Raw genomic sequence first — 24,040 nt, 5'->3', positions numbered from 1 at the left:
GTGGCGCGGTTTATTCGGGAACGCCGACGATGATGTGCGACGCCTTGAACACGGCGCTGGCGCTCTTGCCGACGGCGAGACCGAGCTCGGTAGCGCTTTGCGAGGTGATGATCGCGCTGACGGTAGTGCCGCCGGCGAGTTTGATCGTCACTTCGGTGTTGACCGCGCCAGGGGCGAGGGCGACGACTTCGCCGGCCAGGCGGTTGCGGGCGGACAGTTTGACGCCGGCGTCGTCGGTCATGACGATGATCCACGGCGCCTTGACCAGGGCGATGGCTTCGCCGCCGACGCGGATGCCTAGCCGTTCCGTGCTTTCATGGGTGATGACGGCGACCAGGCGATCGCCGCCTTTCAGTTCGATCTCGACCTCGTCGTTGATCGCGCCGAGGGTGAGGCGGCGTACGGTACCGAAAAACTGATTGCGTGCGCTGGTTTTCATGGCAAGTCTCCGTAATAAGGGCAAGCTGTCGGCAATGCCGGGTAAGCGCGTGCCCAGGGATTGCAAAAAACGACGATGTTCGGTCTCGAGCTGGCGAAACGTTGCGATCAGTTGCAGTCCGGCTGCCGTCAGGCGGGTTCCGCCGCCTCCCTTGCCACCGGTGCTGCGTTCGACCAGCGGCTCGCCGGCCATATTGTTCATGATGTCGACGATGTCCCAGGCATTTTTGTAACTGATGCCATGACGCCGCGCCGCCTGAGTGATGGAGCCGCAGGCGGCGATGTGTTCGAGTAGTTCGATGCGTTTGAGACCGGCCAGACTCAAGCCGTTCATGGACAGCCACAATTCGCCATCCAGCGCCACGGCGGGTTTGGTCGTTTCTTCCATATCCCACTCCCAGCGCAGGGTAATAGCAAAAAGTATATAACGATTTATTTTTCGGCGGGTGGGTAAATCCGGGAGGGGGCTAGATTTTTGTCGACGGCGATTCGCTTGCCTGCTTGGACATCGCTCTGCGCAAGCCGCCGCGGAGAGGGGCGCCGACCGGCGCTGATCGCTGTGCGCCCGGGCGGATGGGCGGATGGGACGAGCTGCCGCGCGAACATCCGTGCAATGCTCTGTCGCGGCGGCAAGAACGGCGCTCGACGGGCATGCCCGAACGCCGTGCCGGTGAAACGATGCAGGAACACAGGCGCCTCGATGTCTTGCTCATGCGCATCGAGGCGCCTTGCGGGGCGCGCACATCCATTGCGGGGAGTGCGGCCTGTTTCCTCTCTACCGCGGTGGAAGCCGCGTCTCGCGACGCGACCGGCTCAGAACAGCCATTGCCCCATCACTTGCCCTGCCAGCGAATGGTAGCCGGCGGCCAGTTCCTGGTCGATCTGGAGCTTGACGTTCACATTGCGGCTCTTGCTGAAGGTGCTTGCCAGACCGATCGCATACGTATCGCGGGCCAGGCTCTGCCCCGGGGTGGTAAACGAGGCGCCGCCACCGGTGAAGGTGGACGTCGAATCGACCCCGTTGTTGCGGAACTCGTGGCGATAGGCGAGGGTAAGTGACGGCTTGACATTGATGCCGTTGAGGATATCGAGCGACGTCGCCAACTTGGCGCCGAGCACGCTGCGCAGCCTATCGGCCGAGCTGCCCTGCACCGTCATCGACAGGGGGCCGGCGCCCGTTTCGGTATAGCCGTCCTGCCTGCTGTGATTGGCCTCGATGCCGATGAAGGGGGTCAAGGTCCTCTCGCCGCCAATAGCAAAGGGATAACCTGCATTCACGCGGGCAGCATATTCTTCGCCTCTGTAATTACCAGTAGCGGTGCCGGTTATCGTCGTATCTCTGGTGGAGTTGTAGTCGTGCCTGGCGTAGGCCAACATCGTGTCGACATACCATTTTCCGAAATCGCGGCTAGCGTAGCCCGTCAGCTGGTAGCTGGTGATGCCGGTCGCATCGCCCGTGCGGTAGTCGTTCATGCTGACCCGCGTCGAGGCATAGGTCAGTGCCGTACCGACGACCCAGTGATTGCGCAGCAGCGTATCCACTCCAAGTGCGATACCGCCGGTTGTGGCGTGATAGCCCGAGTAGGTTTGAGCCATGTCCTGCACGCTCTTCGCGCCGAATGCCTTTAGCCAGGCGCTGTTTCGCCTTGCGGAGCTGCCGTCGAACAGTGCGGTCAGGTCGCCGCCGGCGACCTTGATCTTGCCGCTGTCGAGATCGTCGCTCAGCCCGGCGCTCAAGCCGGTGCTGCGCAAGCTGTCAAGTCGCGATGCGACCGTGTCGAGTGCGCCATTGACGGTCTGGCTCGAAGCGACGGTCACGGCGCGGTTGGTCTGCGGCGCGATGTGTTCCAGCGCGGCGCTTTGTCCTGATGCCGACATTGCCGACAGCTGGCCGATCGCGGTCGCCATATCGACGTCGATCGTGGTCGCCACTGTCAACTGGTCGAGGACGCCGGCCGCCCCCTGGCTGACCGAGTTGGAGTGGGGGATAAAGCCGGAGTTGCCGCTGCCGCCGCTGCCGCCGCTGATGGCGGCCTGTCCGGCCGCCGCTTGGGCGGCCAGGTAGGCGATCAGGTTGTCGACGAAGTCCTGGGACGTTCCGGCACGGCTGCTCTCGAGAAAGTTGATATCGAGCACGCTGACCAGGGAACCGTAGCGGGCATTGGCCAGGGTTCCGACATTGAAGGCGATGGCGGAGCAGGTATTCGAGCTGTTCTTGGTCAGGCAGATGCCGGTTCCCGGCGTCGTATAGCTACCGGATGCCGCATACGAGAAGGTGCTCATGGCATGAGGCGACTGCAAGGCGCTGTCTACCGTTTCTGCGCTGCCTGCGTTGCTGGTGATGGCGACCGTGCCGCCGCCCGCTGCCTGGATGAAGGTGATCAGCGTGGCATTGCGCGCGGCGCCGTAACCGGTGTTCTCCCCCATCAGAAACAGCGCTCCGCCGCCTTGCAGATAGGACAGGTAGGCGGTCTGCTGAGCGGCGGTCAGGGCGGTGTTGCCGTTGACGTCCCAGATCTGCTTGTAGGTGCTCAGGTTGGCCGGAAGGGCCGCGACCGAGCCGCCAACCCAGCTGATGACGGTCGGCGTGTTTCCGGCCGCGGTTTGCCGCGCGGCCAAGGTCGCGGCTACGTCGCTGTATGACCCGTCGTATACCAGGACATCGCCGGAAGCCTGGGCGTACTCGACAGCCATGCTTCCGAGGATGAGGAGAAGCAGCGGTTTAATTTTCATTTTCATCGCAAAGTCCTTTCACGTTCCGTGAGCAAGATGGGTGGGCGGCAACGGCGTGAGCCTGGGCTTCCTCTTGATCTGTTCCTTGATCATTCTTAACGTACAACACTAATAATTTACTTAATTTGTTTAGATTATGCATTAAAAAACAATATTGCAATGCTTTTGGTATTTTTCACAGAAATTAGTTTGCTTTGTGTTTCTGATTATCAAGATAAGTAAACCGGCCATGGCGGGTGGGATAATGGCCTAGTTCAAAGTAACTAGCCGTCTAGCCCGTTTGCTTGCCCCGTCCCCTCCCTCCTGCGAATTTCCCCGCACCCGGCCGCGCCCTATGCTGATCCTGACGCTGTGCCTGGACCGTTCGCGGGCGCATGCCTTAATGACTTGTCGAGGAAAAGCACATGTCTGACTACCTGTTGACGCGCTGGGAGCCGGAGAATCCGGAGTTCTGGGAGCGCGAGGGGCGCTCGATTGCGCGGCGCAATCTGTGGATATCGATTCCCTGTCTGACGCTGGCCTTCATCGTGTCGGTGCTGTGGAGCGTGGTCACGCTCAAGCTGCCGGCCGTCGGTTTTGCCTATACCAAGGACCAGCTGTTCTTGCTGACGGCACTACCGGCCCTGTCCGGCGCCACATTGCGGATTTTCTACTCCTTTATGCCGTCCTTTATCGGCGGGCGGCGCTGGACGGCCTTGTCGACCGCCTCGCTGCTGATTCCCTGCTTGTGGCTGGGGAGTGCGGTACAGGACCCGACCACGCCTTATCCGACGATGTTGATGATTGCGCTGCTGTGCGGTTTCGGCAGCGGCAACTTCGCCAGTTCCATGGCCAACATCGGCTACTTTTTTCCGCGCGCACGCAAAGGCGGGGCTAACGGCTTGAACGCCGGTTTCGGCAATCTCGGGGTCTCGATCGCGCAGTTCGTGATTCCGCTCGTCATCGGCGCCAGTGTGTTCGGCGATATCGGCGGTCCGGGGCAGCACACGATCCATGACAAAATCGAAAACATCCTGTGGTTGCAAAATGCGGGTCTGTTCTGGGTGCCGCTGATCGCGATCGCCTCGATCGCCGCCTGGTTCGGCATGAACGACATTGCCGACGCGCGCGCCTCTTTTGCCGAACAGGCCGTCATTTTCAAACGGATGCATAACTGGCTGATGTGCTGGCTCTATCTCGGCACGTTTGGCAGTTTTATCGGCTTCTCCGCCGGTTTCGCGCTGTTGACGAAGACGCAGTTTCCCGATGTCGTGGTGGTGCACTATGCATTCATCGGTCCCCTGCTCGGTGCGCTGGCCCGCCCGCTTGGCGGTATGGTCTCGGACCGCATCGGCGGCGCACGCGTCACGCTGACCATCTTCGTGGTAATGGCGCTGGCCGTGCTCGGCGCCCTCCATTTCCTGCCCGGGGCCGGCGGCGAAGGCAGCTTCCCCGGCTTTCTCGCCATGTTCCTGCTGCTGTTCACGTGTACCGGCATCGGCAACGGCTCGACCTATCGCATGATTCCGGTGATTTTTTCCACGCAGTGCATGAACGAAGCGCGCGGGCGCGGGGAAGCGGCCAAGCGGCAGGCCCAGCTCGACGGTGTGCGCGAGTCGGCCGCGGCCGCCGGTTTTATCAGTGCGATTGGCGCTTACGGCGGGTTTTTCATTCCCCAGGCTTTCGGAACCTCGATGCGGCTGAGCGGCGGTCCGCAACTGGCCCTCTATTGCTTCATCGCGTTCTACCTGAGTTGTGTCGTGCTTTGTGCCGTGTTCTACGCGCGCAAGGGCGCGGCGATGCCGTGCTGATGACGGCACGAGACGATGACGGTGTGCGCCGTGAAGGCGCACGCCTTGAGGAGGCACAATGAGTCATTTTCTGGACAGACTGAATTTTCTTGCGCGCACGCGCGACCGCTTCGCGGACGGGCATGGTGCCGTGGTCAAGGAGGACAGGCGCTGGGAGGAGGCCTATCGCCGCCGCTGGAGCCAGGACAAGGTGGTGCGCTCCACCCATGGCGTCAACTGCACCGGCTCCTGTAGCTGGCGCGTCTATGTCAAGCACGGCTTGATTGCCTGGGAGCTGCAACAGACCGATTACCCGCGCACGCGACCCGATCTGCCCAACCACGAACCGCGCGGCTGTCCGCGCGGTGCGTCGTACAGCTGGTATGTCTACTCGGCGCAGCGCATCAAGTATCCGATGGTGCGCGGCGTGCTCGCGCGCATGTGGCGCGAGGCGCGCCGTACCATGGGACCGATCGAGGCATGGGAGTTCATCAGTCAGGACCCGGAAAAGGCGCGCGCCTACAAGTCGGCGCGCGGTCTCGGCGGGTTTGTGCGCTCGGACTGGGACGAGGCAGCCGAGATCGTCGCCGCCGCCAACAATTACACCATCAAGCGCTTCGGGCCGGACCGCATCATCGGCTTCAGTCCCATCCCGGCCATGTCCATGGTGTCCTATGCCGCCGGCAGCCGCTACCTGAGCCTGATCGGCGGCGTGTGCATGTCGTTCTACGACTGGTATTGCGATCTGCCGCCGGCCTCGCCGCAGGTGTGGGGCGAACAGACCGATGTCCCGGAGTCCGCAGACTGGTATAACGCCAGTTATCTGATGGTATGGGGCTCCAATGTACCGATGACGCGTACGCCGGATGCCCATTTCTATACCGAGGTGCGCTATCGCGGCACCAAGACGGTGGCGGTGTCGTCCGACTACGGCGAGATGGTGAAATTCGGCGATATCTGGCTCGCGCCGCGCCAGGGCACCGATGCCGCGCTCGCGTTGGCGATGGGGCATGTCGTGCTCAAGGAATTCCATCAGAGCGGCAAATCGGACTATTTCCGTCGCTACGGTCAACAGTACACCGACTTCCCCATGCTGGTACGGCTGGAAGAACGCGACGGCTACTTCGTGGGTGGCCACTACCTGCGCGCTTCGCAATTGCTCGCCAACAGCGAGACCAACAATCCGGAATGGAAAACCCTGCTGATCGACGCGGAGAGCGATGCCATCGTGGTGCCGAACGGCAGCATCGGCCTGCGCTGGGGCGAGAGCGGCGATCGGGTCGGCAAGTGGAATCTGGAGTTGAAAGGCGCTGACGGTGCCGCCATCGATCCGGCGTTGTCGCTCAAAGGGCGCAGCGATGATGTGATCGGGGTGGGCTTCCCGTATTTCGGCGCCGAACATGGCGAGGTGCTGTTGCGCAATGTGCCCGTGAAGCGCCTGCGTCTGGCGGATGGCACGGAGGCGCTGGTCGCGACGGTCTACGATCTGATGCTGGCCAACTATGGGGTCGACAATGGTCACGGCGGCGGGAATGTGGCCTCCGATTTCATGCAGGACGTGCCCTATACCCCGGCCTGGCAGGAGAAGCACACCGGAGTCAAGCCGCACGACGTGATCACCGTCGCGCGCGAGTTCGCGGACAATGCCGACCAGACCCACGGCCGCTCGATGGTCATCGTCGGCGCCGGTCTCAATCACTGGTACCACATGGATATGGCTTACCGCGGCATCATCAATCTGTTGATGATGTGCGGTTGCGTCGGCCAAAGCGGCGGCGGTTGGGCGCACTATGTCGGCCAGGAAAAACTGCGTCCGCAGCAGGGCTGGGTGCCGCTGGCCTTCGCGACCGACTGGGTGCGGCCGTCGCGGCAGATGAATTCGACCAGCTTCTTCTACGCGCATACCGGGCAGTGGCGACACGAAAAGCTGGCCGTGGATGAAATCCTGTCACCGACCGCCGAGGCGGCGGGGCAGGGGCGCATGAGCATGATCGACTACAACGCCCGCGCCGAGCGCATGGGCTGGCTGCCGTCGGCGCCGCAGTTGCAGCGCAACCCGCTCGATGTCACGCGTGACGCCGCTGCCGCCGGTGTCGATGCCGTGCGCTATACCGTCGATGTGCTGCGTGACGGTTCGCTGGCGATGTCATGCGATGATCCGGACAATGCGGACAATTTCCCGCGCAATATGTTCGTCTGGCGCTCGAATATCCTCGGTTCCTCGGGCAAGGGCCACGAATACTTTCTCAAGTATTTGCTCGGCACGCAGAATGCGGTCTTCTCCGACGAAGCGGACGGCATCCGTCCGAGCGAGGTCAAATACCGGCCCTATACGCCGGAGGGCAAGCTCGATCTGCTGACGGTGCTGGATTTTCGCATGTCGACCACCTGCCTGTATGGCGACGTGGTGCTGCCGACCGCGACCTGGTACGAGAAGGACGACCTCAATACCTCGGACATGCATCCTTTCATCCATCCCTTGTCGGAAGCTGTCCAGCCCCTGTGGCAGGCGAAAAGCGACTGGGAAATCTACAAGACCATCGCGGCCAAATTCTCCGAACTGGCCGCCGATTATCTTGGCGTGCGCCAGGACGTGGTGCTCACGCCGCTGCTGCACGATACGCCGGGAGAGCTGGGGCAACCGTTCGAGCCGCGCGACTGGAAGCGCGGCGAGTGCGAGCCGGTGCCGGGGCGTACCATGCCGAACATCACGCTGGTCGAACGCGACTACGGCGCGATTTACGACAAATTCACCTCGGTCGGCCCCTTGCTGGAGTCGCTGGGCAATGGCGGCAAGGGCATTGCCTGGAAGACCGGCGACGAGGTGCAGGTGCTGGCCGGGCTCAATCGCAAGGTGGAGGGGCCGGGAGTCGGCCATGGCCGGCCGCGGCTGGACAGCGCCATCGATGCCGCCGAAATGATCCTGACGCTGGCGCCGGAGACCAACGGCCATGTTGCGGTCAAAGCCTGGGCCGCGCTCGGCAAGATCACCGGGCGCGAGCATACCCATCTGGCTCTGCCGCGCGCCCACGACACCATCCGTTTCCGCGACGTGCAGGCGCAGCCGCGCAAGATCATCTCCTCGCCGACCTGGTCGGGACTGGAAAGCGAAGAGGTCAGCTATAACGCCGGCTACACCAATGTGCACGAGCTGATTCCGTGGCGCACGCTGACCGGGCGGCAGCAGTTCTACCAGGATCATCGCTGGATGCTCGATTTTGGCGAGGGACTGTGTGTGTATAAGCCGGCGGTCGATCTCAAGACGGTCGCGCCGATGCGCGACCGCCAGCCGAACGGAAACACGGAGATCGTGCTCAACTTCATCACGCCGCATCAGAAGTGGGGCATTCACTCGACCTACAGCGACAATCTGCGCATGTTGACGCTGAGCCGCGGCGGCCCGCATGTGTGGCTGTCGGAAGAGGATGCCCGTGCCGCCGGCATCGTGGACAACGACTGGATCGAAGCGTTCAACGTCAACGGCACGCTGACGGCCCGCGCCGTGGTGTCGCAGCGGGTGCCGGTCGGCATGACGCTGATGTACCACGCGCAGGAAAAAATCGTCAACGTTCCCGGCGCTGAAATGTCGGGCAAGCGCGGCGGCATCCACAACTCGGTGACGCGCACCGTGCTCAAGCCCACGCATATGATCGGCGGCTACGCGCAGCAATCCTACGGCTTCAACTACTACGGAACCGTGGGCAGCAATCGCGACGAGTTCGTCATTATCCGCAAGATGCGCGACGTGGACTGGATGGACAGTCCCGCCGACGATGTGGCTGGCCACTGAGGAGATCACTATGAAAATTCGTGCCCAGGTGGCGATGGTTCTCAACCTCGACAAGTGCATCGGCTGCCATACCTGCTCGGTGACTTGCAAGAACGTGTGGACGAGCCGCGACGGCGTTGAGTACGCGTGGTTCAACAACGTCGAGACCAAGCCCGGCGTCGGCTTTCCCAGTGAATGGGAAAACCAGGAAAAATGGCGCGGCGGCTGGAAACTGACCGATTCGGGCACGCTCGAACCGCGCCAGGGCGGCAAATTGCGCATTTTGGCCAATCTGTTCGCCAACCCGAACCTGCCTGCGATCGACGACTACTACGAGCCGTTCACCTTCGATTACGAGCATTTGCAAAACGCGCCGGCGATGAAGACGCCGCCGACCGCGCGTCCGGTGTCGGTGCTGACCGGCAAGAAAATGGACAAGATCGTATCCGGGCCGAACTGGGAGGACGACCTCGGCGGCGAGTTCGCCAAGCGTTCGCGCGATGCGTTGTTCAATCAGGTGCAGGCGGAGATGTACTCGACCTTCGAGAACACCTTCATGATGTATTTGCCGCGTCTGTGCGAACACTGCCTGAACCCGGCCTGTGTCGCGTCCTGCCCGTCCGGTTCGGTCTACAAGCGCGAGGAAGACGGTATTGTGCTGGTGGACCAGGATAAATGCCGCGGTTGGCGCATGTGTGTTTCTGGATGCCCGTACAAGAAGATCTATTTCAACTGGGTTTCGGGCAAGGCCGAGAAGTGCACTTTCTGCTACCCGCGCATCGAAGCCGGTCAGCCAACGGTGTGCTCCGAGTCCTGTGTCGGTCGCATCCGTTATCTCGGCGTGATGTTGTACGATGCCGACCGCATCGCCGCAGCGGCTTCGGTTCAAGATGAAGGTTCGCTGTATCAGGCCCAGCTGGATGTGTTTCTCGACCCCAACGATCCCGCGGTCGTGGCCGAGGCGCGGCGGCAGGGGATAGACGATAACTGGCTGACCGCCGCCGCCCGCTCGCCGGTATACAAGATGGCGGTCGAATGGAAGATCGCCTTTCCGCTGCACCCCGAATACCGCACGCTGCCCATGGTCTGGTATGTGCCGCCGCTGTCGCCCATCCAGGCGGCGGCCGAAAGCGGGGTGCTTGGGCGCAACGGCATCCTGCCCGATGTCGGTTCCTTGCGCATTCCCTTGCGCTACCTGGCCAATCTATTGACCGCCGGCGACGAAGCGCCGGTCAAGCTGGCGCTGGAACGCATGCTGGCGATGCGCGCGCACAAGCGGGCACAGAACGTGGGAGGCGGCGACGAAAACGCGCTGCTCGCCGGGCTGGGGCTGACGCCGGAGCAGGTTGAGGCGATGTATCAACTGATGGCGATCGCCAATTACGAAGATCGTTTCGTGGTGCCGTCCAGTCACAAGGAGCAGGCGGAGGACAGTTTCAACGAAAAGGGCAGCTGTGGCTTTAGCTTCGGCAACGGCTGTTCGGGCGGGGTGTCGGAAGGGACCGTGTTCGGTCGCAAGCAGCAGGGCTCGGTGATCTTTGCCGATATGCCGAAATCGAGAAAGGGGAAGAAGTGATGACGGTTCATGCGGTGTTGTCCGCCTTGCTGTGCTATCCGTCGCGCGAGCTGATCGAGGCCCTGCCCGAGCTGGATGCCGCGCTCGACGGCGCGACGCGGGCACAGCTCGCCCCGCTGTTCGACACCTTGGCAGAGGGCGATCTGATCGATCTGCAACAGGACTACGTCGCCGCCTTCGACCGGCAGCGTGCGTTCAGCTTGCATCTGTTCGAACATGTCTACGGCGAGTCGCGCGAGCGCGGGCCGGCCATGATCAGTCTGGCGGAAGAGTACGAAAAACACGGCTTCATCGTGGCCGCCGACGAACTGCCCGACTACTTGCCGATGTTTCTCGAACTGCTGAGCCGGATAGCCCCGGCAGAGGCGGGCGCGCTGCTGGGCGAGGCCATTCATGTGATTGCCGTGATCGGCCGCTCGCTGAGCGAGGCAGGCAATGCCTATGCCTGTGTGTTCGATGTCCTGGTCGCCATGTCGCCGGAAGCGCCGCTGCCGCTGGCGGTTCCGCCTGTGCGCGACATGGACGAGATGATGGAGCGTTTCGGTCCCGCCATCGACGGAACCGAGCCCTTGCCGGCTCAAGCCCCGGCCAAGGTCACCTTTTATCCGCGCACGACTTCGGGAGCCAAGCCATGAGTCCTGTCCACGCCTTTCTGTTCGGGGTCTATCCCTATATCGCGCTGACCGTTTTTCTGCTTGGCAGCCTGCTGCGCTTCGAGCGCGAGCAATATACCTGGCGCTCGGAAAGCACGCAGCTGCTCTATCCCGGCGCCCTGCGCCTGGGGTCCATCCTGTTTCACGTCGGGGTGCTCGGCGTCTTTGGCGGCCATCTGGCCGGTCTGTTGACACCGATCGCCGTGTTCAATGCACTGGGTATCACCCATGAAGCCAAGCAGATGCTGGCGATGGTCGCCGGCGGTCTGCTCGGCGGCATGGCCTTTGCCGGCCTGAACATCCTGATCTGGCGCCGCCTCAGTCACCCGCGCCTGCGCGCGGCGACCGGCCTCGGCGATCGCATCACCCTGTTCTGGCTATGGGCGACGCTGGCGCTCGGACTGTCGACGATCGCGGTGTCGGCCGGGCATCGTGACGGTGCGATGATGGTCTTGTTTATGCAGTGGGCACAGGGTATCGTCACCTTGCGTGCGGATGCGGCCTACTCTATCGTGGCTGCGCCATGGCTGTTCAAGTTGCACATGACGATGGGCATGACCCTGTTCGTTCTGTTTCCGTTTACCCGTCTGGTTCATGTCTGGAGCGGTTTCGCCACGGTGGGCTATTTGACGCGGGCCTGGCAACTGGTACGTCCGCGCTGATCGAGAAAGGCTGGGCATGATGCATAGAGCAAGGCCGGCGCCGGCCGGCGGCCGATGATGGCGGCCGTCGCCAGCGCGCTGCCGCTGCGGCGGCAGTTGGCGATCCGGGTCAGTGCCATGCTGCTCGGTGCGCTGCTGCTCGGCCTGCTCGCCATCGGCAGCACGTTGTACCTGTCGTGGCAGCTCGAGGGCGGGGGTGCCGCCATCAATGCCGCCGGCAGCCTGCGCATGCGAAGCTATCAGTTGGGACTCTCCCTGCAACGTTATGCGGTGGCGCCCGATGAGGCCTTGCGCGTCGAAATCCTGCGCCAACGCCGGGGTTTCGACGCGACTCTGGCCCTGCTGCGCAACGGCGACCCGGGACGACCGCTGTACCTGCCGGCCGACGCCGACGTGCGGGCGCGCTTCGCCCGCGTCGAGCGGCATTATCAGCAAAACGTCGCTGCGCGCGCCGAGGCGGTACTCGGCGGCGAACGGCTGGGAGACTGGCTCGCTTTGCGCACCGATCTCGATGCGTTTGTGCACGAGGTCGATGGCCTGGTGCTCTCCATCGAGCAGACTAACGAACGTCACACCTTGTGGTTGCGCGCCTCGCAGATGCTACTGGTGGCGCTGGCGGTCGTCGGGACCGTCACGCAGATATATCTGATGTTCCTGCTGGTGTTTCGCCCGCTCGGCCGCTTGCGCGAGGGGATCGCCCGCATGGCCGAGCAGGACTTCAGCGTCAGCCTTCCTGTCGAATCCGGTGACGAGTTCGGCGAGGTGGCATCCGGGTTCAACCGCATGGCTGCCCGGCTCGCCGAGTCCTACGCCACGCTCGAGAGCCGGGTCGCCGACAAGACGGCGGCGTTGAATGTCCATAACCGCGAGTTGGCCCTGTTATACGATATTGCCGCCTTTTTGAACGATACCCAGAATGCCGAGACGATGTGCCGCGGTTTCCTGGACAGGGTGATGGAGGGCTTCGGCGCCGATGGCGGCAGCGTGCGTACGCTCGATCCTCTCAATAGCGCGTCGTTTCTGACGGTGCACAGCGGCCTGTCGCCGGCCCTGATCGCCGCCGAGCAGTGCCTGATGCCAGGGGATTGTCTGTGCAGCGAGAATGTCGGCGGGACCATGGCGACGCTCTACGATCTGCGGCGCCAGCTTCCCTTGCGCCGTCCCGGTTGCTTTGATGAAGGGTTTTTGCAGCTCGGCGTATTCCCGCTGCGCGCGCGCAACCGCCAGACCGGCACCTTCAATCTGCATTTCCGCACGACGCGCACCTTCAGCGCGCGCGAACGCCAATGGCTGGATACCCTGGGCAACCACCTCGGAACCGCGCTGGAGAACGTCAGGCTGGCGGCGCGCGAGCGCGAACTGGCGGTCTCGGAAGAACGCGGGCTACTGGCCCAGGGCTTGCATGACAGCATTGCGCAGGGCTTGAGCTTCCTGAATCTGCAGGTGCAGATGCTGGAGGATTCGCTCACCCGAGGGCAGCTGGCGGAGGGGCTGGACATCGTCCCCATGCTCAAGGCCGGGGTGCAGGAGAGCTACGACGACGTACGCGAGCTGTTGCTGAATTTTCGCAGTCGTTTACAAGAGGGCGACCTGCCCAATGCGATGCGCATCGCGGTCGATAAATTCGGTCAGCAGTCCGGCGTCGACACGCATTTCGAAGCCGGCGGGCAGGGGGCGCCGCTACCGGCGGATGCGCAACTGCAGGTGCTGTTCATTCTGCAGGAGGCCTTGTCCAATGTCCGTAAACACGCGCACGCGCGCAAGGTCGACGTCGTCTATGCCCAGGGGACGGACGTGCGCCTGACCGTGTGCGACGACGGTTGCGGCTTCGATGCGGCCGCCGTGTTGCCCGAGCAGCATGTCGGCCTGCGTATCATGAAAGAACGCGCCCAGCGTCTGGGGGCGGAACTCGACTGGCTGCCCGGCCCGGGCGGCGGCACCGAGGTGCGTCTGTTCCTGCCGCGGCGGGAAGGAGAAGAAAAAGAATGAGCGATGCCATCACGATTCTGCTGGTCGACGACCATAGCTTGTTTCGCAGCGGTTTGCGTTTGCTGCTGACCCGCCAGCCCGGTTTCAATGTCGTGGGGGAGGCCCCGGACGGCAGCGAAGGCATCAAGCGGGTGAGCGAACTGGCGCCCGACATCGTGTTGCTCGATCTGAACATGCCGGGACTCAGCGGAGTGGAGACGCTGCGCCTGATGCTGCAGGATCATCCGGCTCAGGCGGTACTGATGCTGACCGTGTCGGAGGACGCTGCCGATCTGGCTGCCGCGCTGCACGCGGGGGCACGCGGCTACTTGCTGAAAAACATCGATGCCGATAGTCTGACCGGCGCGATTCGTCGCGTCTGCGCCGGCGAGGCCGTGGTCTCGGAAGCCATGACCGACAAGCTGGTGCAGCAGTTTCGCCTGGCCGGTCAGGCGAATGCGCCGGCGGGGGCTGCCGACCACGAGCGCTTGACCGCTCGCGAAAGGGAGGTGCTGGCTTGCCTGGCCCGCGGCGACAGCAATAAACTGATCGCGCGTGATCTCGATCTGGCCGAAAGCACAGTCAAGATTCATGTGCAGAATATTCTCAAGAAGCTCGGCCTTTCCAGCCGGGTGCAGGCCGCCGTGTACGCGGTCGAGCATGGCATGGGAGGCTAGGCCCGAGTCCCCGTCGCGGGCGGCGTCTGTTGACCGATCGCAAACGGGATCGCTGGCCGCGTTGCCGCCGCTTGGCGGGGCCGTCCGGCGGTGCTATGATCTTGCCAGACATGAAACCGGTTACATTTTGTTGCCCTTTGCGCCGCCCGGGGCCGCGGATGGACCGCAGCCTTATTACTACTGACACGAGACGATCGATGAAAACACTATCCGAAGGCCGCTATCAGCTGGGCGAGTGCCCGCGTTGGGACGAACAGACGAATACCCTGTGGTGGGTCGATATCCTGCAACACCAGATCCTCGGACATCATCTGCCTACCGGTTCGCGTCATGTGATCCAGCTGGAAGAAGAAATCGGTTGCTTCGCCTTGCGCGAAAAGGGCGGCATGGTGGTGGGACTGCAGTCGGGCCTGGCGTTTATCGACGATCTGCTCAATCCGGTCGTCCGTCCGATCGTCGACCCGGAGGCGGACAAACCGCATCAGCGCTTCAACGATGGCCGTTGCGACCGTCAGGGCCGACTGGTGGCCGGGACCATGAATGGCCGCAAAGACGACTCCTACGGCACCTTCTATCAGCTGGATGCCAAGCTGGCCGTGCGCCAGTTGATCGGCAAGAGCTGGACCTGCAATGGCATGGCCTTCAGCCCGGATGGCAAGACCCTGTACTGGTCCGATACCCCGGGCCTGACCATCTACCAGTGCGATTACGACCCGGCGACCGGCGATGCGAGCAATCAGCGCGAGTTCTTCGTCGTCCCGCAAGGCTGGGGCCGTCCCGACGGCGGTACGGTCGATAGCGAAGGCTGCTACTGGTCCGCGCTGTACGCGGGCGGCAAGATCCTGCGCATCAGTCCGCAGGGAGAATTGCTGCAAACCGTCGAGCTGCCGGTATCGATTCCGACCATGCCGTGTTTCGGCGGCGCCGACTACAAGACGATGTTCGTGACCAGCGCCTGCCAGAAAATGACGCCGGAACAACTGGCGGCCAACCCCAACGAAGGCGCGGTCATCCTGTTCCAGGTGGACGTGGCCGGCCTGCCGGAAGTCAAGTTCGCCGGTTGAACGAGGGCGGGTTCGCCGGACTAAAAGCGGGTCGGGGGCCATGCCCCCGGCCCGCTTTCGTCTGCCTGTGCGGCATGGCTTCACACACGTCGGTCTGCCGCGTTCCAACTCTGAGGGCCGTTCATCATCCGGGATTTCCGGCTTTACCCTTCCCGGGCCGGTTCTTGTCGTACCGCCATCCGCGGTACGGCATTTCCATTCATTGCTTTGCGGAGGCGATATGGCCAAGTTTGTTCTGCAGGTTTCGGGGCATGCGCAAGTCAGGGACAAGGTGCCGTTTCCGGTTGCCGGGAAATGGCGCTTCATGTTCTTTGTCCGACAAGGGGAGGAACTCGATTACCCGACGTCGGAGAAGATCTATGCCGAACTGGCCGCCAGCCAATTTACGAAAGTGGATAGTCGGGTCGTCGAGACTTACTCTACTGGCGATAACATCGACGACTACGTCCTGTGGGATCTTGAAGATGCGCGTTATGTTTCCGGCGTGCTGCTCGCGGGTTCCACGCAGGCGGTGGTGGATATCGCTGGCACCACCGAGCAGAAGTCGATCACGCTTTCCAATTTGCTGACTCTGGCGATTGAGCAGCTCAATATCGAGGTCGGGAAAGATGACGTGACCGTTTATTTTAACGCCTGCCGTTGAGTGTCCGGCCGCACGGACGCTCGCGTCCGCGCGGCCGGCGCTTGCCCATCAGCGCGCAGGCTGGCGCCGCAGCGTCGCGCCGTGGCTCTTGATCACGTCCGCATACCAGTAAAAGCTTTTCTTGCGTCGCCGCTCCAGCGTTCCCCGGCCCTGATCGTCGCGGTCCACGTAGATGAAACCGTAGCGCTTGGACATCTGCGCGGTCGAGGCGCTGACCAGATCGATCGGTCCCCAACTGGTGTAGCCGAGCACCTCGACGCCGTCGTCGATGGCTTCCGCGACCTGTACCAGATGATCGTTGAGGTAGGCGATGCGGTAGTCGTCGTTGATCGACCCATCGGCCTCGGGCTCATCCTTGGCGCCGAGGCCGTTCTCGACGATGAACAGCGGTTTCTGATAGCGGTCGTACAAGACGTTGAGCAGGTAGCGCAGGCCTTGCGGATCGATCTGCCAGCCCCACTCGGAACTGGGCAGATACGGGTTGGGCACCATGTTCAGAATATTGGCGCGCGCCAGCCGGTTTTTCTCCGCATCCGTGCTCACGCAACCGCTCATGTAGTAGCTGAAGGAAATGAAATCGACGGTGTTGGCGCGCAGTGTCTTTTCATCGTCCGGCGTGATCGTCAGCGCGATGCCGCGCTCCCGGAAGAAGCGGCGCATATAGGACGGGTAATAACCGCGTGCCTGAACGTCGCCGAAGAACAGCCAGTCGCGATTGGACTTCATCGTCTCGATCACGTCGTCGGGATGGCAGGTCAGCGGGTAACGGATGCCGCCGAGCAACATATTGCCGATGGTGGCATCGGGAATGATCTCGTGGCAGGCTTCCACCGCCCGTGCGCTGGCGACGAGCTGATGGTGGATGGCCTGATAGATCGCGGCTTCGCCGCTCGCTTCCGGCAGGCCGACGCCGGTGAACGGAAAATGCAGCGAGGTATTGATTTCATTGAATGTCAACCAGCGTTTGACTTTGCCGCGATAGCGGGTCAGAACCGAGCGGGCGTAGCGTTCGAAAAAATCGATGGTTCGGCGATTGCCCCAGCCGCCGTAGTGTTTCACCAGGCCGTAAGGCATTTCGTAGTGCGAGAGCGTGACCAGCGCTTCGATGCCGTGCTTGTGCATTTCGTCGAACAGGGCGTCGTAGAAGGCCAGACCCGCTTCGTTCGGGTGTCTTCGTCCCCATTGGGAAAGATCCGTGTCCAGGCGATCGAGATGCGCAGGCAGGTGAAGCCCATTTCGGCGAACAGGGCGATATCATCGGGATAGCGATGATAGAAATCGATTGCCTGATCCTTGATGCCCCAATCGCCATCGATGCGCTCGACGCTGTCATGCACGAGCCCATCCGGTTGCAGATCGGACGTGGACAACCCTTTGCCGTCCTCGCGATAGGCGCCTTCGACCTGATTGGCCGCCACGGCGCCACCCCACAGAAATGTGTCTGGAAATTTAATTGTCATATCGACTCCTCGATCGTGATAAGGAAGGGCGCAGTCATGCGCTTACGCGGTCATCCGCGCCGGGGTCGCGCCGCTGGCCGTCTTGGCGCTATTGAGCACTTCGACCAGCAGCGACCAGAAACACTGCACCAGGCTGAACATCGGAATCTGCAGGGCCGGAGGCAGGCTGTAGATGATGGCAACCCCCGGGATCCAGATCAGCCAGGCCGAGACCACCATGGTCGGCAGGTGCAGTACGAAGAACTCGCGGCGCAGTTGCAGGCGCAGCGCCGCGAGTTGGTAGTCGGCGTTTTTCCACATATAACAGATCGTCGCCAGCGGTACCGACCAGAAGGCGGTGAAAACGAATTGATCGAAAGCCACTTTCTTGGCCAGTACCGCGAGAGTCACGTCATTGCCGAACATCACACCCTGGCCGCGGTAGAGCGCATCGACCTGGATGCCGAGGAAGGCCCAGAACAGCAGGTAGAAACTCAATTCGCGCCCGGCGCTGGCCTGGCCTCGCCCGGTCAGCCGCAAGAACAGATAGGGCACCAGCCCGCCGCATAGCGCCGTGGTGAGCGCCGAGTACAGATAGCCCCACTGCGTTTTCAGTGTCGAGAAAAACTCGAAGCCCGGACGCAATCCGGGCGCGAGGTAATAGAGAGCCAGAATGATGGCCGCGGCGGACTGCAGGATCAGGCCGGGCACCAGGTTCGCACGTGCGCCGGCCGCGGCGCCTTTCAAAAGTCGGGATACATACATTGGGGCAGTCTTCCTTTTCGAATCGCTGTGGCCTCCTGCGCGCAACGGCCCGCTTGCCGCTGTGTCCTTATCCGGAATGGGAGATCGGGGTGCTCACTGTCTTCATATTCGGTACTGGCATTAGTATGGCTAATCCATGGTGGAGGATTTTTCGCTTCTCCTTGTTTTGAAACCGGTTACAATTAGCTTGTTGTCTTTTGAAACCGGTTACATCGGTATTGTACGTTCAATGACAGAGGAGTGGGAAGATGCAAGGCAAAATCAAGGTGGTCGTGATAGGCGCCGGCTCCAGCTATACCCCGGAATTGGTCGATGGTCTTATCGCCCGGCGCGGAGAACTGTCGATAGGCGAATTGTGTCTGGTCGATATCGATGACGGCTGGCATAAGGCGGAAATCATCGCCGCGCTGACACGGCGCATGATCGAGCATGCGGGCCTGGATACCCGGGTGGTGCTGACTCGCGATCGCAAGGCGGCGCTCGCCGGCGCCGATTTTGTCTGTTCGCAATTTCGTGTCGGCTTGCTCGAAGCGCGGATCCGCGATGAGCGCATCGCCTTGAAGTACGGCATGCTGGGCCAGGAAACCAACGGCCTCGGCGGCTTTACCAAGGCACAGCGCACGATTCCTGTGGTGCTGGACATCTGTCATGAAATGGAACAGCTGTGCCCGGATGCCTGGTTGTTGAATTTCACCAACCCGTCGGGCATCGTGACCGAGGCCATCTTGCGTCATTCCAAAGTCAAGGCGGTTGGCTTGTGCAATGTGCCGGTGCTGATGCAGAAGGGGATCGCCAAGGCCTTGCAGGCAGAGGAAAAGGACGTTGTGCTGCAGGTGTCGGGTCTGAACCACTTTATTTTTGCGCGCCAGGTCATGCTGCATGGCAAGGATGTGCTGCCCGAGGTTCTGGAACTGTTTCTCGAAGACAACGAAGCGTTCAACCCGAAAAACATTCCGCACGCGCAGTGGCCGCGTAAATTGCTTGAACAGCGGCGCCAGATTCCTTGCCCCTATCATCGCTACTATTTTCAGGCCGACGACACCTATACCCATTTCGTCGAGGAAGCCGAAAAGGAGGGCACCCGCGGCGAAGTGGTCAAGGCGCTGGAAACCCGGCTGTTCGAGATCTATGCAAATCCGTCCCTGTACAGCAAGCCGGTCGAACTCGAAGGGCGCGGCGGTCAGTATTACTCCGACGCGGCATGTGATTTGATGAGCGCGATTTACAACGACAAGCACGTGCTCATGCATGTCAATGTGCGCAATAACGGCACCATCGCCTGCCTGCCCGACGATTGCGCGATCGAGACCACGTCGCTGATAACCCGCGCCGGCCCGCTGCCGCTCAATGTGGCGCGCTTCGATGAAGACACCGAGGCCATGCTGGTGTTGATGAAGGCCTACGAACGGTTCACCATCGATGCGGCGGTGACCGGAAGTTATCAGTCGGCCCTGCGCGCCCTGAACCTGAATCCGCTGGTCAAGACCGGGCAGGTGCTGGAGACGGCGCTGGATGAAACGATTCGCGAGAACATCCGTTATCTGCCGCAGTTCAAAGAGTACTGCGCGCGCCATCTGATGTAAGAACGGGCGCTGCCGACGCGTGTCGAAGCCCGGCCGCCGCGCCGGGCTTCGTCGCGCGCGTGGTTTGGGGACACCGGAAACGGAACGGAAAGGGGGATGCTGTGCTCGTTGAACAAAGCCTGCTGGCTCTGCTGCATACATTCGAAGTCGCCGCACGGCATTCGAGCTTTACCCGTGCGGCGGAGGAGCTGCATCTGACCCAGGGGGCGATCAGCCAGCGCGTGCAGCGGCTCGAAGCGATGCTGCGGTTCAAATTGTTCTTGCGCCTCTCGCGCCGACTGTCGCTGACGGCCGAGGGCGAACAGTTGCTGGCCGCCTTGTCCGTTTCGTTGCAGCATATCAACGAAGTCATCGCCGATATCCGTTTTCAGGAGTTGCGGGGCACCCTGGTCATCGGTCTGCCGCCGGCTTTCGGGCAATTGTGGCTGATGCCGCTGCTGCAGGGCTTCAAATCCCAGTATCGATCATTGGATCTGGTGTTTCAGACGCAGAGCGGCTTGCCTGATTTCGAAGCCGATCCTATCGATATGGCCGTTCACTATGGCCGTTCCGACATGCCGCACTTGCAGGTCTGGCCGTTGTTCGACGAATGGCTGTTGCCGGTGTGCAGTCCGGCCTACGCGCTCGATCACGGCTTGACCGGACGGCGCGATTTGCGCGGCTGTTCCTTGCTGCACTGCACCGAATCGATAGAGAACCGCGATCTGGCACAGGAGTGGACTCAATGGAGCACGGTGGTCGGTATCGAATTGCCGCACCGCAATCGCAAGTATGTCTTCAATCAGCACGCGGTCGCGATCGAGGCGGCCAAGCACGGCATGGGGCTCGCCATGGGGCGCTGGCATCTGGTTGAACCGGCCGTGCTCAGAGGGGAGTTGACTCTGCCTTTCACCGAAGCGATCCCGGCCGAGCGCAGCTACAGTCTGTGCTGTTCGCGCGATCACGCCCAGCGTCCGCGCTACCAGGCGCTCGCCAACTGGCTGCGCCAGGTCGCAAGCGATATGCGCGGGGCCCCACAGCTGGATGCGGCGTTTCAGTCGTCTTCGATCTCGGTCGGAGGCGCGAGTTTTTCCTGCGAGACCTGCCCGGAGGCGCTGGCCACCGATTCGCGCAGGATCAGCTGACCGATGAAGGGCGGGATCGGCGAGACCGGCAGCCCGTTCGAGAGTTTGACCGCCTGCTGGATCGCCTGCCGGGTCATTTCACTGATAGGCAGCTTCACAGTGGAGAGTGCCGGAATCATGTAGGCCGTGGCCGGATCGTTGTCGAAACCGAATACCGAGACGTCTTCGGGAATTTTCAGCCCGCGTTCGGCCAGCGCGCGATAGGCCCCTTCGGCCATCATGTCGCTGCAGCAGAGCAGGGCGGTGAAGGATTTGCCCGTCTGCAGCAGCTTGCTGCATGCCTCGTAGCCGGTTGACGGGGAAAACGCGCCTGCGCTGATCAAATCTTCGTCGAGTGCGATGCCGTGAGCGTTGAGCGCGTCCTTATAGCCCTGCAAGCGCAGCTGGCCGGTGCGCGAAGCCAGCTTGGGGGTGATGCAGGCGATGCGCTGATGGCCGAGTGCAATCAGATGTTCGGTCGCCATCCGCGCCGCACCGGACTGCTCGAAGACGACCGAACGCTCGGCAGCCTCGGGCAGGTAGCGGTTCAATACGATCAGCGGAACCGGCAGCTCGCGCGTCAATTGCGTGAGCTGGGCATCCCCCATGCAGCGGCTGTAGAGCACGATGGCATCGCAGCGGCGATGCACGAGCATGTCGATGGCCTTGCGCTCGCGCTCCGCATCTTCATGGCCGTCGGTCACGATCAATTGCATGCCGGCTTCGTCCGCGCTGCGCGTCGCCTGGCGCAGCAGCCGTCCGAAATAGCCGCCGGCGAAATCGGAGATGATCAGGCCTATGGTGTCGGAGCGCTGGTTGGCGAGCGCCTGGGCCAGGGTGTTGGGCCGGTAATCCAGCGCCTGTATGGCCTGGATGACGATTTCACGGGTGCTTTCCTTGACCTGGCCGGTGTTGTTGAGCACCCGCGACACCGTGGCCTTGGATACGCCGGCGACACGGCAGACATCGGTTATCGTGGCCATGGATTCATCCTCTTCACATGCGTCGTTCGGTGGCAATCGAGGCGGACGGCCGACCGTGGCCGCCCGGTCCGCTAATGCGGTCGTGCACAAAAGACCAAGCTTAACATAAGGGATGCCTTCTTCACTCGTAAGCCTCCGAGGCGCCGCTGTTTTGGCGTGCGAAGGCCTGCAGCCTGTCTTCGACCTCTTCCAGCGTCGCGCATTCGCGTACCTGTACCGCCAACTGCCGCGCCGCCTCATAGTCCAGACTGCGCACGATGGCCTTGATGCGCGGCAGCGCGATGGCGCTCATCGAAAATTCGTCCAGGCCCATGCCGACCAGCAGCGCGGTCGCGCGCTCGTCGCCGGCCAGTTCGCCGCACATGCCGGTCCACTTGCCTGCGGCGTGGCTGGCGTCTATCACCTGCTGGATCAGGCCGAGCACGGCCGGCGACAGTGGCTGGTACATCCGGGCGATTTGTTCATTGCCGCGGTCGACCGCCAGGGTGTACTGGGTCAGATCGTTGGTGCCGATGCTGAAAAAATCGACTTCCCGTGCGAGAAAGCGCGCGAGCACCGCCGCCGCCGGCGTTTCTATCATCACACCGAGCGGGATCGCCTCGTCGAAAGGGACCCCGTCTGCGCGCAGCTCGTCCTTGAGGGCGCAGACCTGGGCTTTCAGCGCGCGAAACTCTTCAACGGCAGCGACCATCGGAAACATGATGCGCAGCGGGCCGTGGGCCGAGGCGCGCAGGATGGCGCGCAGCTGCGGCAGCATGATGTCGGGGCGGTCGAAGAAGATGCGGATCGCGCGCCATCCGAGAAACGGGTTGAGTTCTTTGGGGAAGTCCAGGCACGGCAGTTCCTTGTCGCCACCGATATCCATCGTGCGCACGATGACGGCCTTGCCGGACATCGCGCGCGCAATCGCACTGTATTCCAGATATTGCTCTTCTTCGCCCGGCAGGGTCGGGCGGTCCATGAACAGGAACTCGGTGCGATACAAGCCTATGCCCTCAGCCCCGTTGGCTTGCGCGCTATCGGCGTCGCGGACCGTGCCGATATTCGCGCACAACTCGACACGATGTCCGTCGCGCGTGAGCGCAGGCAAATCGCGCAAAGCCTGCCATTTCTCGCGCTGCAGCGCGTACTGCCGCTGAACCGCGCGGATGTCGGCCAGCCTGGCCGCATCCGGCCGCACCCAGATCTGATTGTGCTCGACGTCGAGCGCGATCAGGTCGCCACTACGGATATGCAGGGTCGCGTTTTTGACGCCGACGATGGCCGGCAGCTCCAGCGAGCGCGCCATGATCGCGGAGTGCGAGGTCCGGCCGCCGAGTTCGGAGATCAATCCCTTGACATGCTCGAGGCTGATCTGCGCGGTCTGCGATGGCGTGAAGTCGCGCGCGACCAGTATCGTGTCTTCTGCGATCGAGCCGAGGTCGAAGGTCTGCACGCCGAGTACATTGCGGATCAGGCGCGCGCCGATGTCGCGGCAGTCGGTCGCGCGCTCGCGCAGATAAGGGTCGTCCAGATCGGACACCATTTTGGCATAGCTCTCGATCGCCTCGTGGATAGCCTGCTCGGAGCGGTAGTGCGACTGGCGGATCAGCGCGAGTACATCGTGCTCCAGTTCTTCGTCTTCGAGCAGCACAAGATGGCCTTCGAAAATCGCCTGCTGTTCCACCTTGCCGGACAGGGCCAGGTGGTCCGAGATCGCCCGCACTTGACTGAGCGCCGCGTCGCGGGCGGCGTGAAAACGCGCGATCTCTTCTTCGACCGCGCCATCTTCGATCGGCGTCGGATTGATGACGATATCGTCATCGCCTATCACAAGCGCGCGGGCGATGCTGACGCCGGGAGAGCAGGGAATCCCGCTGAGCGGTTCGATATATGTCATGGTCGCGGTCGCTCTTCAATCCTCTATGGTTTCGACGAGTTCGCTCAGGGCGCTCACGGCCTGTTCGGCGTCGGGGCCGTCGGCACGAATGGTGATGGTCGTGCCCTTGCTCAGACCCAGGGTCTGCAGTTTGAACAGACTTTTGCCGTTCGCTGATTTTTCGCCGCTGATGACGGAAATTTCACTTTGATACGCTTTGGCTGCTTTGACGAAGATCGAAGCCGGACGGGTGTGGAATCCGTTCTCCGCCGCAATCATTACGCTGGATTCAAACATTTCACTCTCCTTTTGTCATGTCGGGTCATTCTGCCGCCGACGCCCCCCGGCATCGACGGC

General features: G+C 62.2%; 17 protein-coding genes and 1 pseudogene. 11 read left to right on the top strand and 7 right to left on the bottom strand.

The genetic code is table 11. The features are described from left to right. Positions 1–10: 10 nt before the first annotated feature. The gene (locus G520_RS0104320; RefSeq protein WP_028534571.1) at positions 11–826 is read right to left on the bottom strand and encodes a TOBE domain-containing protein; all 816 of its coding nucleotides are present in this window, start codon (positions 824–826) and stop codon (positions 11–13) included. A 425-nt stretch (positions 827–1,251) separates the two neighbouring features. After that, the gene (locus G520_RS0104315; RefSeq protein ID WP_028534570.1) at positions 1,252–3,177 is read right to left on the bottom strand and encodes an autotransporter family protein; all 1,926 of its coding nucleotides are present in this window, start codon (positions 3,175–3,177) and stop codon (positions 1,252–1,254) included. Between the two features lie 398 nt (positions 3,178–3,575). On the opposite strand from G520_RS0104315, the gene G520_RS0104310 reads away from it, so the two are divergent. The 9 genes from G520_RS0104310 to G520_RS0104270 all read left to right on the top strand — a co-directional run bounded on the left by G520_RS0104310 (position 3,576) and on the right by G520_RS0104270 (position 15,952). After that, a complete protein-coding gene (locus G520_RS0104310) occupies positions 3,576–4,961 on the top strand; it encodes a NarK family nitrate/nitrite MFS transporter (protein WP_028534569.1) in 1,386 nt (461 codons plus the stop codon). 58 nt (positions 4,962–5,019) lie between these two features. After that, entirely contained in the window at positions 5,020–8,730 is a 3,711-nt protein-coding gene (locus tag G520_RS0104305; RefSeq protein WP_028534568.1) for a nitrate reductase subunit alpha, read from the top strand. Between the two features lie 10 nt (positions 8,731–8,740). Next, positions 8,741–10,285, top strand: coding sequence for a nitrate reductase subunit beta (gene narH, locus G520_RS0104300; protein WP_028534567.1), 1,545 nt, complete (start codon positions 8,741–8,743; stop codon positions 10,283–10,285). Then, a complete protein-coding gene (narJ, locus tag G520_RS0104295) occupies positions 10,285–10,920 on the top strand; it encodes a nitrate reductase molybdenum cofactor assembly chaperone (RefSeq protein WP_028534566.1) in 636 nt (211 codons plus the stop codon). Before narH ends, narJ begins: the two co-directional genes overlap by 1 nt. Continuing rightward, complete coding sequence (narI, locus tag G520_RS0104290; protein WP_028534565.1) at positions 10,917–11,600, top strand: respiratory nitrate reductase subunit gamma; 684 nt, start codon at positions 10,917–10,919, stop codon at positions 11,598–11,600. Before narJ ends, narI begins: the two co-directional genes overlap by 4 nt. A 54-nt stretch (positions 11,601–11,654) precedes the next feature. Beyond that, a complete protein-coding gene (locus G520_RS21530) occupies positions 11,655–13,589 on the top strand; it encodes a type IV pili methyl-accepting chemotaxis transducer N-terminal domain-containing protein (RefSeq protein WP_211222755.1) in 1,935 nt (644 codons plus the stop codon). Continuing rightward, the gene (locus G520_RS0104280; protein ID WP_028534564.1) at positions 13,586–14,245 is read left to right on the top strand and encodes a response regulator; all 660 of its coding nucleotides are present in this window, start codon (positions 13,586–13,588) and stop codon (positions 14,243–14,245) included. The genes G520_RS21530 and G520_RS0104280 overlap by 4 nt, the downstream gene beginning before the upstream one ends. Before the next feature lie 197 nt (positions 14,246–14,442). Further along, a complete protein-coding gene (locus G520_RS0104275; RefSeq protein WP_028534563.1) occupies positions 14,443–15,309 on the top strand; it encodes an SMP-30/gluconolactonase/LRE family protein in 867 nt (288 codons plus the stop codon). Between the two features lie 220 nt (positions 15,310–15,529). Then, positions 15,530–15,952, top strand: coding sequence for a putative adhesin (locus G520_RS0104270; RefSeq protein WP_028534562.1), 423 nt, complete (start codon positions 15,530–15,532; stop codon positions 15,950–15,952). 48 nt (positions 15,953–16,000) lie between these two features. On the opposite strand, the pseudogene G520_RS21525 reads toward G520_RS0104270, so the two are convergent. Both G520_RS21525 and G520_RS0104260 read right to left on the bottom strand, forming a co-directional pair. Further along, positions 16,001–17,412 (bottom strand): annotated as a pseudogene (locus tag G520_RS21525) (glycoside hydrolase family 1 protein). A gap of 42 nt (positions 17,413–17,454) precedes the next feature. Further along, on the bottom strand, positions 17,455–18,156 hold the full coding sequence (locus G520_RS0104260; RefSeq protein WP_028534561.1) for a hypothetical protein: 702 nt from the start codon (positions 18,154–18,156) through the stop codon (positions 17,455–17,457). A 248-nt stretch (positions 18,157–18,404) separates the two neighbouring features. Between G520_RS0104260 and G520_RS0104255 the strand changes: the two genes are divergently transcribed. Continuing rightward, positions 18,405–19,739, top strand: coding sequence for a 6-phospho-beta-glucosidase (locus tag G520_RS0104255; protein ID WP_028534560.1), 1,335 nt, complete (start codon positions 18,405–18,407; stop codon positions 19,737–19,739). A gap of 101 nt (positions 19,740–19,840) precedes the next feature. Beyond that, the gene (locus G520_RS21520; protein WP_051229005.1) at positions 19,841–20,863 is read left to right on the top strand and encodes a LysR substrate-binding domain-containing protein; all 1,023 of its coding nucleotides are present in this window, start codon (positions 19,841–19,843) and stop codon (positions 20,861–20,863) included. On the opposite strand, the gene G520_RS21515 is transcribed toward G520_RS21520, so the two are convergent. The 3 genes from G520_RS21515 to G520_RS0104235 all read right to left on the bottom strand — a co-directional run bounded on the left by G520_RS21515 (position 20,773) and on the right by G520_RS0104235 (position 23,980). After that, positions 20,773–21,825 carry a LacI family DNA-binding transcriptional regulator gene (locus G520_RS21515; RefSeq protein ID WP_051229003.1) on the bottom strand — a complete coding sequence of 351 codons (1,053 nt, stop codon included), beginning with the start codon at positions 21,823–21,825 and terminating at the stop codon, positions 20,773–20,775. The two genes, G520_RS21520 and G520_RS21515, sit on opposite strands and share 91 nt — an antisense overlap. Before the next feature lie 121 nt (positions 21,826–21,946). Next, positions 21,947–23,704: a phosphoenolpyruvate-protein phosphotransferase PtsI gene (gene ptsI / locus G520_RS0104240; protein WP_028534559.1), complete on the bottom strand. Its 1,758-nt coding sequence runs from the start codon at positions 23,702–23,704 to the stop codon at positions 21,947–21,949. A 15-nt stretch (positions 23,705–23,719) separates the two neighbouring features. Then, complete coding sequence (locus tag G520_RS0104235) at positions 23,720–23,980, bottom strand: HPr family phosphocarrier protein (RefSeq protein WP_028534558.1); 261 nt, start codon at positions 23,978–23,980, stop codon at positions 23,720–23,722. Between the last annotated feature and the right edge of the window lie 60 nt (positions 23,981–24,040).

Source organism: Paludibacterium yongneupense DSM 18731 (genome assembly GCF_000422925.1).
GTDB classification, from domain to species: domain Bacteria; phylum Pseudomonadota; class Gammaproteobacteria; order Burkholderiales; family Chromobacteriaceae; genus Paludibacterium; species Paludibacterium yongneupense.
The sequence above is the reverse complement of the archived record's forward strand: the minus strand, read 5'-3'. Positions and strand labels throughout refer to the sequence as shown.